Here is a 1,916-nt window from a genome sequence, read left to right on the forward strand (position 1 = left end):
AACTTTTTGAAAGGCTCGTCTTTGCATACAATGCCCAGGTCGAACAAGAATTTATTCCAGAAACGTGAGTAAATCAGGTGTCCTGTTGCATGCTCGGTACCGCCAATATACAAATCAACATCCTGCCAGTATTCATCATTTTCTTTTGAAACCAAAGCCTTGTCGTTCTTCGGGTCCATATACCTCAGGTAATAAGCCGAAGATCCTGCAAATCCGGGCATGGTATTGAGTTCCAGCGGGAAGCCTTCATCGTTTTCCCAGTTTTTAGCCCTGCCCAGGGGAGGTTCGCCTTTTTCGGTCGGCAGGTAAGCATCAATTTCGGGCAATTCCAAAGGCAGTTTGGATTCATCCAGCGGATAGGGGATCCCATCCTTGTAATAAATGGGGAAAGGTTCGCCCCAGTAACGTTGGCGGCTGAAAATAGCATCCCTTAACCTGTAGTTGATGCACCTTTTACCTATTTTACGTTTTTCTATTTCAGAGATGATCAGTTGAATGGCTTCTTTAACTTCCAGGCCGTTAAGAATACCTGAGTTGATCATCTTTCCCTCCTTGGCATCGTAAGAGGCCGTACTGATGTCTCCTCCTTCAATAACCGGAATAATGGGCAAGTCAAATGTTTTTGCAAAATCATAATCCCTTTGATCGTGTGCAGGGACAGCCATAATGGCTCCTGTGCCATAACCGGCAAGTACGTAATCGCTCACCCAGATTGGGATTTCTTTCCCGTTGAAAGGATGGATGGCATAAGCCCCGGTAAATACGCCGGTTTTGCGGGTGTCGGCAATACGCTCGCGCTCGTTGCGCTTTTTGGTTTCTTCAATATATTTTTCAACAGCCGGAAGGCATTCCTTTGTCGTGATGCTGTGAACCAGTTCGCTTTCAGGCGCAAGAACCATAAATGTTACACCCCATAAAGTATCGGGACGGGTGGTAAAGATGGTAAAATCTCCGCCGTCTTTAAGGTTGAACCTTACTTCGGCACCTTCGGAACGGCCGATCCAGTTGCGCTGAATTTCCTTTAAGGAAGGTGTCCAGTCTATTTTGTCCAGACCGTCAAGCAAACGTTGGGCATAAGCGGAAATACGCAAGGACCATTGCCTCATTTCTTTTTGAATCACGGGATAACCGCCCCGGAGGGAAAGGCCTTCTTTTACTTCGTCATTGGCCAGGACTGTTCCCAGTTTGGGGCACCAGTTTACAATCGTGTTGGCCAGGTAAGCAATCCGATAGTTCAGTAAGGTCTCCTGCTGCTCTTTTTCGGTCATGGCTTTCCATTCTTCTGCCGAAAATTTGCGGGTTTCGTTGGTGGTTGCATGGACTTTCAGGTTCCCTTTTGCTTCAAACTCTTTGATCAATTTTTCAATGGGTTCGGCTTTATCCGTATCATTGTTGTACCAGTGTTTGAACATCTGAACAAATGCCCACTGGGTCCATTTATAATAGGCGGGGTCGCAGGTGCGGACCTCACGGCTCCAATCGAATGAAAATCCAATCTTATCGAGCTGCTCGCGGTAACGGCTGATATTTTTCTCCGTGGTGATGGCGGGATGCTGTCCGGTCTGGATGGCATATTGTTCAGCCGGCAAACCATAGGCATCATAGCCCATGGGATGCAAAACATTATACCCGCAAAGCCTTTTATATCGTGCATAAATATCCGAAGCAATGTATCCCAAAGGATGCCCTACGTGTAGTCCTGCTCCTGAAGGATATGGAAACATATCCAGCACATAGTACTTGGGTTTTGAAGAATCTCTTTCTACTTTATATGTGTTGCGCTCTTTCCAGTATGCCTGCCACTTCTTTTCTATATCCCTGAAATTATAATCCATGATGTATTGTTATCTATCAAATTTATAATGATGCAAGGGACAAAAGTATAAAATTTAATAGTATTCTTTTTGAAAAAAACT

Annotated in this window: 1 protein-coding gene; it reads right to left on the reverse strand. The window is 45.2% G+C overall.

Annotation, left to right across the window (positions count from 1 at the left end; genetic code table 11):
• A partial coding sequence (locus tag Q8907_16775) for a class I tRNA ligase family protein (protein ID MDP4275923.1) occupies window positions 1–1,835 on the reverse strand: 1,835 nt, incomplete at its 3' end.
• Window positions 1,836–1,916: the final 81 nt, after the last annotated feature.

The organism is Bacteroidota bacterium, assembly GCA_030706565.1.
Lineage (GTDB): Bacteria > Bacteroidota > Bacteroidia > Bacteroidales > JAUZOH01 > JAUZOH01.